Here is an 8,418-nt window from a genome sequence, read left to right as displayed (position 1 = left end):
CTGAAGCATGATGGCACGGTGTGGAATATTGCCGGTTCGATCACTGCCGTGAGTGGACTCAGCGACGTGAAGAGCATATCGGTGGGCTACAGTCATAGCGTAGTGCTGAAGAATAATGGGACGGTGTGGACCTATAATGGTTCTGTGACGCAGGTCAGTGGCGTGAGCGGGGTTGCGTCCATGGCAGGAGGTTACAACCATACATTGGCATTGAAACAAGATGGCAGCGTATGGGCATGGGGAGCCAATTCCCGCGGGCAGGTAGGAGACGGGACAACGACGGACCGCTCGACACCGGTAGCGGTGCAGCAAAATGTGGCGCCTCAGGTGGCGGTGACGAGTCCGAGTGGAACATTGAGTAGTCCGACTGTTGTGAATATTACCAAACCGACGATTGGATGGACGGTTACCGATGGAGCCTTAACCACCTTTACAAGCTACCAGGTACAAGTACTGGATGAGTCGGGCGTAGTGGCAGTGGATTCGGGGGTAGTCGCCCAGTCGACGACAGGGACTGTTCAAACGTGGACGACAGGAACAACTCTCCCCACCTTTAAAAAATTACAAGTGCGCGTAAAGGTGAGTGATGGTTTTGTTTGGTCAGAATGGTCTGTAGTTAAATGGATAATTGTTCAATAATTCACTTAGCAAGTTATATAAATTGAAAAGTATTTTGAAAAACTTAATTCAGTTTTAATACAACAAACCCAGTACCTTACCAGTACTGGGTTTGTTGTATACTGGGAGAAACTAATGTTGCATTAATGTTCTCTGAATTTTAGCCGAGAGTTCGGTATTTTGTTACTCTAGCTTTTCATTCTGTTGCTGGAGTTGTGCCAGGATGAGAGATTCCGTTTCATTCTTCATCTTTCGATAAGCAAAGTGGGATTTTCTGCTAAACGGAGAATGGTTTTTCAAATAGCTACTTCGGGCGATATTGCCGAGTGAGCCTGCCTTTGCTGGGGTGAAAGACCATCGAGCAGGGGTCTGTCAATAATTTGTATAAACTCTTTTATAGCTTCTCCCCGAGGGGAGAAATTATCTGAGATACTGACTGATGCGATCCATGAAGAAGACGGATAGCTGGAGGAGCATTTGTCCCCCATTTTGCACACGACCTGTCCACTTACGGGTCACATCCACGGTGGCCAAATAGAGCATTTTTAATAAGGAATCATCCGTTGGAAAGATGCTTTTTCCCATTGTCAGCTTTCGAAGCTGACGGTGATAGCTCTCGATGATATTGGTTGTGTAGATAATCTTGCGGATTTCAGCTGGATATTTGAAAAAAGTAGCAAGCTCGTCCCCGTTTTGGCGTCAGGAGCGCACAATGAGCGGATATTTGCTGCCCCATGACTCCTCGAAACGATCTAGCCCTAGCAGAAGCCATCTCTTCATTAATCGCTTTGTAGATAGGCTTGAGGTCAGCTGTCACTTTCTTTAAATCCTTGTAAGAGACAAACCGAGTGGAGTTGCGAATCTGATGAATGATGCATTTCTGAATTTCAGTCTGCGGATAACAAGCAGAGATCTCTTGTGTAAAGCCCGTTAAGTTGTCTACACAGGTGATGAGAATGTCGTGAACGCCACGGTTTTTTAGATCATTTAAAGCGTTAAGCCAGAACTTGGACGACTCATTCTCGCCAATCCACATGCCAAGCACATCTTTGCAACCTTAGAGGTCAATACCAAAGACCATGTAGGCAGCCTTGTTCACAATGGCACCATCTTGTTTGACTTTAAAGTGAATGGCATCCAGAAACACAACCGCATACACGGACTGTAGCGGCCGGTTTTGCCATTCTTTAATAAGCGGAATAATTTTATTGATTACGTTGGAAATGAAGGTTAGCGAGAGTTCAATCCTGTATAGATTCTGCAAATGATCTTGGATGTCTAGGGTGCTTACGCCTTTGGCATAGAGAGCGATAATTTGATCTTCAATGCCTGTCACGTTCCATTGATGCTTCTTCACGACAAGCAGCTCAAACTCGCCATCGCGGTCACGAGGGATGCTAATTTCCTGTTCACCATATTCACTTGTAATGCTTTTTTTGCTCTTGCCATTTAGGCTGTTGCAGGTCTGTTTCTACTGCATCTCATGCTTTTGATAGCCTAAATGAGCATCTATCTCGCCTTCAAGCATCTCTTGTAGCGTCTTGGCAAACAAATCTTTTAGCGCATTTTGAGCATCCTGAGTGGATACCAATTTGTTCTCTTTAATAAATGCCCGTAGTTATTCCTTTGTCCATAATCCCATGTGTACTCCCCAATCTTTCTATTACTTCAATTTTAATAGATTTGGGAGTTTACACAAAGTTTTATACAGACTCGGCTAGGTATGAAAATATACGTTTAAAACCTACAGTTTGAGGATAGGACTCTCCACTCCTATCTATACTTTTGCACTCTCTTTGAGCGCAGGCCACCTTTTTAGGTGGCTTTTTTGTTGATTGCGCGTTACTCCTCAGGAAATTCAGAAGAGTTAAATATAGTATATAAATCAGTCGGCACTTCTGTTAAGGGCTTGAGTGAAAATCATTCGTTCCATTTCATCAAAAAGGACTCAAAGTCCGCGTTATATTTCTCTCTAGACATGAAAAGCTCCCTTCACAGTAGCAGTTTTTTTACAGAAGTAGGAGAAAAGCTTTGAAATACGCTTCTACTAATGGTTCTTTATGATCTAATCAATAATATCAGACAGAATATAAGAATTAGATTTTAGAATCAGATAAATTTTGTATATCCATCAGTATGCTTTTCTTGGTATAATTTGAAAGTATTATAACATAGGGGGTTTCTGGGAATATGCGTAAGGTAATTAGTTTGATTTTGACTTTCGGTCTCTTGGCAGTATTTATTTTGCCATCGATTTCGATTGCGCACTCGGGGCGTACAGATAGTAGTGGAGGACATAATTGTTCCGAAAAATCCATTGCTAAAGGACTTTGTACGGGGTATCACTATCACAATGGAGGAAGCTCTAGTTCGAGCAGCTCAGGATCTTCCAGCATAACTAAAGAGAAGATTATTAATGACGAATTTCCACCAGAAGCACATTGTACATTTGTAAAAGATGTGTATATAGACACTGATACTTATTACAAATACTATAACCGCTTATGGGATTGCAATCTGTACTCTGATGAAGGAACTATTTACAAAGATCTGGATAACGGGTTAGTTGTAAACAACAAAAGACAAAATTTGTCGTATACTAATAGTTTCATTTCTGTTAAAAACCAAACCCATCTCTACGCTAGAGATTATGCAAATGCGTTTGGGTTTAATGTTGAGGTGGATGAGAAAAATAACCTTACTTTATCTAAAAAAGGAATTTCAATAAAAATTGATAAAGCGACAAATAAGATTTTTCTCAATGGTGAGTATACTAACTTGAAAGTAGTTCGGCTTTCAGGACTATCATTCATCCCTTTCCGCTATGCAGTAAAATGGGCTGGTGGGAAAATAACATCGATGAATTATGATTTCTCTGTCGAGTATAAATCATAATACTCAATAGTGAACTTAGAATTCGAACAATAGAGAGGGGGGCCAGTCATGGTTTCCCTTTTTTGTCAGTATAAAAACGTAGATTCATGCCTTCTTATCGTAATTTACGGAACTTCGTAAGAGAACTTGGATCGATTACAGAGTCCTCTGGTGCCATCCCGAGAAAGAACTTGAATGACAAATCATATTTTGAGCGTTCAACATTGTCTATGTCAGAGAGTTCAAAAATGGCTTTCAGAAGTAAGTATTTAAACATGCGAAGTGGATCAATGGCGTTTCGTCCATTGTCTAAACAATAGTTTGATTCCAGTTCCTCATATATAAAGTTGAAATCCACCCGTTCATTGATTTGACGGAGCATATTGTCCTTTGGTACGACGATGTCATACAGTGCCGCATAAGGACTCAGCACCAGGGTTTGTTGTTGTCGAATCATCCGCTCACCTGCTCTCCATGTTGCTTTAATTATAAGCAGAAAAAGGGTACAGTTCCTCAACTTTCTTGAGAAGCTGTATCCTTTAAAGTGAAATGAACTTTTTCAGCGACCACAGATGTATCACAAGTGTTGCATAAACCTTTAGATTTATTTAGTTAGAATATTCAGTAATCATTTTCACAGTTCAAAATCCAAAAGCTCGAACACCTCGTAAAGATAGTTCTGTCTATTTGGTAATTTATGTATGTTAGACTCAGTGTCGTCGGTCTACGCCTCGCTCATATTCTTATGAGGAATCCTTACGTCTTCTTCCGGCTGACTTCCTGCTGGGTAATTGTTTCAACGACAAAGCCATTATCCGTATGGTATACAAAACAGTACTTTGAGCCAGCGGCCTAGTTGCAACAGCGAGTGTGTGACGTTGGCTTCGCGCTTCGTTAACACAAGCAAGCAAAAAGCAATCAGTGCGATCCACATTTGGTTACGAACAGCTTGCTCACTTGTTCCATAGAAACGTTTCAGTCGCAAATGCTGTTTCATCCACTTGAAAAACGTCTCGATCGCCCAGCGACTACGGTAAATATCGGAGATTTCATCACCTGTCAGATCAAAGCGATTCGTCACGAGAATGAGCAGGTTTCCTTCGGAGTCTGAGGTTTCGGCCATTCGAAACGCGTGTTTGGTTCACTTTTGAGCAGAACCAATGCGAACCTTCTTGTCCATGGTTACCTTGCTGCCTGTTGGAATTTCATAGCTCTTCAATGGTTCAATAACTGCGTTATTCTTAAGACGAGTGACAAAGTGAATGCTGCGTTTCGTGTAGGAATCAAAAGCGCCGTAATTCACATATCCACGGTCAAAGACGTAGGTCATACCTTCCTCATGTATGAGTGCATCCATCTGCGTACGGTCATTTTTCTTGGCTTCTGTAATCGTCGCTCGTTCTGGCACAACTTCGTTTGCATCTACAAAAGCCAACTACAAATGAAGCTTGATGCCTGCCTTGGTCTTTCGGAAGGTTGCCCACCTGAACTGCTGTAGACACAGCGAAACGGTTGTGGAATCGATCACTTTTATCGCGTTCCGCTTAGCAGAAGAAGTGCTGTGCGACAAGACTTTCGAGCCAACCGCTCGAATACGTGCTGAAGTAGATCGGGATTCACTTGATTAAGTTTACGACAAAGCTGAGCCGCAGAGATCGAAGAGAATCCAAGTTCCCGCTGGAATTCCTGGTTGCTGACGTCACTAGCAATGTCGCGTAAACTTTCGCGGTATTGCAACTGAGCATGCAGGAAAAGCTTGCAGTAAGCGATTGTCGTCAACTTTTTGACGTACTTGTCTTGGCCGATTTCGAAGATGGAATCTTTGAACGTTTTCGTAATAATAGGAGAAATCGATTTACCAAATGAAGAAAACAGGTGTCCTTATTCATGCGATTGGTCCATTTTAGTGGATTATGGACAGGAACTACCTGCCATTCCATTGTAAAGGATCTTTTTTATGCCTAGGTACAATGATTACAGAAAATATTGAAAATTCCGAGAACATTTATGAAACGTTTGTGATGTTGAATAAGAAACATGCTTGTACCACTCCGGATGTTATCCCTCTAAGAATCAGTAAGCTCCTAAGAATGACTCACTATAACTGATTGTTTAAAAGCATTTGACATATTTCATGATTTTATAAATATTCATCATATTAGTTTTAAAAGTTCATGATAGCAAATACATGACATATAATTCTAAGTATTCTTAAAATTCGACAAAATACGACAAAGAAACACAAATTCGGCTATATACCTGTCAATAGAAATAGGTATATAATGTCGTTTGTGTCCTCGGTTCTTCAATAATATGAATTAATGGAAGGAAGATGAGTATTTATAATTTACCTGTGTTTTTGTATATATGTTATTAAAAATAAAACAATAATAGTCACATCTACTTATTAATCCAAGACTAAAGTAAGGGGATTAGAAAATGAATAAAAAATTATTAAAGGCTAAGATTTTGATTGTTATTTCTTTATTTGTAAATATTATATTTATTTCCACTAATTCGGTAGTGGAAGCGTATGTAACACAACAGGTATCGGCTGGTGGTGACCATTCACTTCTTTTGAAAAATGATGGAACAGTATTTTCGTGGGGAAATAACACAAACGGTCAATTAGGAGATAATACAACTGAAAATAATCCTTTACCAGATCAAGTAAAGCTATTATCGAACATTATTTCAATAGCTGCAGGAGATTCACATTCTCTTGCTGTGAGTGGAAATGGTGATATATTCTCTTGGGGTCTTAACTCTAATGGGCAATTAGGAGATAACTCAACGACAAATAGGGTTCAACCCGTTAGGATTAGCATAAGTAGATCGATAATTGCTGTAGCTGCTGGAAAAAGTCATTCTATTGCCCTATCGAGTTCTGGAGGAGATGTGTGGGCATGGGGTGATAACACTTTTGGTCAAATAGGCGGTGGGCCTCCGACACAGCAAAATTCCCCCATCAAGGTGGATGGATTGACGAACGTAAAGGCAATAGCCGCTGGTGGACAACATTCTATAGCTTTAAAGCAAGATGGAACGGTGTGGGCGTGGGGGGATAATAAATATGGACAACTTGGTTTCGGATTACAGGCGCCGCCATACATACGTTCACCTATAAAAGTAACGGGATTGACAAATGTGATTGCCATAGCTGCAGGAGAAAACCATTCTATTGCTATAAAGCAAGATGGTACAGTATGGACGTGGGGCCTAAACAATTTAGGACAGCTAGGGGATGGATCGACTACCCAAAAAAATGTCCCCACCAAGGTGAATGGCTTAACGAATGTTCGGTTCGTTTATGCTGGAGGAAATAGTTCTATAGTAGCGCTTCAGGATAGAAGGAGTTGGGCATGGGGTGCTAATTCTTATGGCCAGCTTGGTGATGGAACGAAAGTTGACAGATTGGTCCCTGTCCAATCTGCTTGGCCATACGTAGATTCCTTAGATATGGGAAATAATCATACGATTGCCAATAGCGGATCACTCTTATATTCGTCGGGAAATAACTTAAAAGGCCAGTTAGGCACTGGTCAAATGGGCTTGAATAGTAGCAAGCCTGTACCACTTAGTATTGTAACAAAAGTAATTAGAGTATCCTCCGAATCAAATCATTCAATAGCGGTAAAAAAGGATGGAACGGTATGGGCATGGGGAGATAACTCTGCTGGCCAATTAGGTGATGGAACTACGCTGGAAAAAAATGTTCCCGTTCAAGTAAGCGGCTTATCGAATGCGATAAGTGGGACTACGGGTAATAATCATTCAATAGCTTTGAAGCAAGATGGGACGGTATGGGCATGGGGCAATAACACTTATGGTCAATTAGGCAATGGGACAACTACACAAAGGGCATTACCCTTCCAGGTTAGCGGCTTAACGAACGTTACAGCTATTGCTGCGGGGGGGAATCATACTTTTGCATTAAAGTCAGATGGAACGGTATGGGCATGGGGGGATAACTCTGTTGGCCAATTAGGCGATGGAACGATAACTCAAAAAACAATACCCATACAGGTTAATGATTTAACGAACATAATTGCCATTACTGCAAATGAAAATCATTCTTTAGCATTAAAATCAGATGGAACGGTATGGGCATGGGGGAATAACCTTTATGGTCAATTAGGTGATGGATCAACTACTTTAAGAACATCACCCGTTAAGGTAAATGTCATAACAAACGTAATAACAATGTCTGCTGGTAAAAGTCATTCAATAGCCGTGAAACGTGATGGAACCGTATGGTCATGGGGATACAATTCTAAAGGCCAATTAGGCGATGGTACGACTACGGACAGCATGGTTCCTATTCAAGTAAGTGGGTTAAATAAAGTAGTTGCCGTAGCTACAGGAGAAAGTCATTCTATAGTGTTGAAGCAAGACAAGACTGTATGGGGATGGGGTTCTAATAATGATGGTCAATTAGGAGATGGAACATCAACGCAGACGAACGTGCCTGTACAAGTAAATGGCCTAATGAACGTGACTGCGATTTCTACTGGATCAAATCATTCGATAGCCATAAAGCAAGGCGGATTAGTGTGGTCATGGGGCTCTAATTCAAAGAATCAACTTGGTAACGGGTCACTTTTTAGTTTGTTTCCTTCTGCTGTTCGGTTAGATAAGAAAAATTATTTATATTCTTATAATTCATCTAACCATATAACTTCTATATATTATGATGGCATAAGATTCGATTATATATATGATAAGAATGGAAATTTAATCTCTATTCAACGCAACTAGATTATTGCTAGTTTACAGTTTTAATTATACTAATTTTAGACTATACACGAGTGGTGAAAAACAGGGTTAAACAATTAAGCACTCTAATTCAAGTATGGTTATAGGTCTGATTAGTGTTTAAACAGAACCAATAGGCAAGAATCATATGATCGCTACGAAAGAAAATAG

General features: G+C 40.6%; 5 protein-coding genes and 3 pseudogenes. 3 read left to right on the top strand and 5 right to left on the bottom strand.

All coding sequences use genetic code 11. The annotated features are described in order from the left end of the window. Nucleotides 1–639: RCC1 domain-containing protein (locus tag AC0YN3_RS25330; protein WP_475777699.1), on the top strand; the 639-nt coding region annotated here is incomplete at its 5' end. Between the two features lie 399 nt (nt 640–1,038). Here AC0YN3_RS25330 and AC0YN3_RS25325 read toward each other — a convergent pair. Together AC0YN3_RS25325 and AC0YN3_RS25320 are read right to left on the bottom strand one after the other, a co-directional pair. Beyond that, nucleotides 1,039–1,257 (bottom strand): transposase, encoded by a 219-nt coding sequence (locus tag AC0YN3_RS25325; protein ID WP_475777709.1) that lies wholly within the window; start codon nt 1,255–1,257, stop codon nt 1,039–1,041. A 13-nt stretch (nt 1,258–1,270) separates the two neighbouring features. Beyond that, nucleotides 1,271–2,020 (bottom strand): annotated as a pseudogene (locus AC0YN3_RS25320) (IS256 family transposase). Nucleotides 2,021–2,808: 788 nt separating this feature from the next. Between AC0YN3_RS25320 and AC0YN3_RS25315 the strand changes: the two are divergent. After that, nucleotides 2,809–3,513 carry a YHYH domain-containing protein gene (locus AC0YN3_RS25315; RefSeq protein ID WP_475777698.1) on the top strand — a complete coding sequence of 235 codons (705 nt, stop codon included), beginning with the start codon at nt 2,809–2,811 and terminating at the stop codon, nt 3,511–3,513. Nucleotides 3,514–3,610: 97 nt separating this feature from the next. On the opposite strand, the pseudogene AC0YN3_RS25310 reads toward AC0YN3_RS25315, so the two are convergent. From AC0YN3_RS25310 to AC0YN3_RS25300, 3 genes and pseudogenes are all read right to left on the bottom strand, one after another. Further along, nucleotides 3,611–3,949 (bottom strand): annotated as a pseudogene (locus AC0YN3_RS25310) (transposase); the annotation flags it as partial. A 354-nt stretch (nt 3,950–4,303) separates the two neighbouring features. After that, a pseudogene (locus AC0YN3_RS25305) lies at nt 4,304–4,927 on the bottom strand (IS4 family transposase). A gap of 95 nt (nt 4,928–5,022) precedes the next feature. After that, complete coding sequence (locus AC0YN3_RS25300; RefSeq protein WP_475777708.1) at nt 5,023–5,367, bottom strand: DUF4372 domain-containing protein; 345 nt, start codon at nt 5,365–5,367, stop codon at nt 5,023–5,025. A 564-nt stretch (nt 5,368–5,931) separates the two neighbouring features. Between AC0YN3_RS25300 and AC0YN3_RS25295 the strand changes: the two genes are divergently transcribed. Then, on the top strand, nt 5,932–8,250 hold the full coding sequence (locus tag AC0YN3_RS25295; RefSeq protein ID WP_475777697.1) for an RCC1 domain-containing protein: 2,319 nt from the start codon (nt 5,932–5,934) through the stop codon (nt 8,248–8,250). The last annotated feature ends 168 nt before the right edge of the window (nt 8,251–8,418 follow it).

Source organism: Paenibacillus sp. J22R232, assembly GCF_056269165.1.
This window is presented reverse-complemented; position numbering and strand designations above follow the sequence as displayed.

Excerpts from the sequence above, each read along its gene's own strand:
- AC0YN3_RS25295 (WP_475777697.1), top strand. The coding sequence starts at position 5,932 with ATGAATAAAAAATTATTAAAGGCTAAGATTTTGATTGTTATTTCTTTA.
- AC0YN3_RS25315 (WP_475777698.1), top strand. The coding sequence starts at position 2,809 with ATGCGTAAGGTAATTAGTTTGATTTTGACTTTCGGTCTCTTGGCAGTA.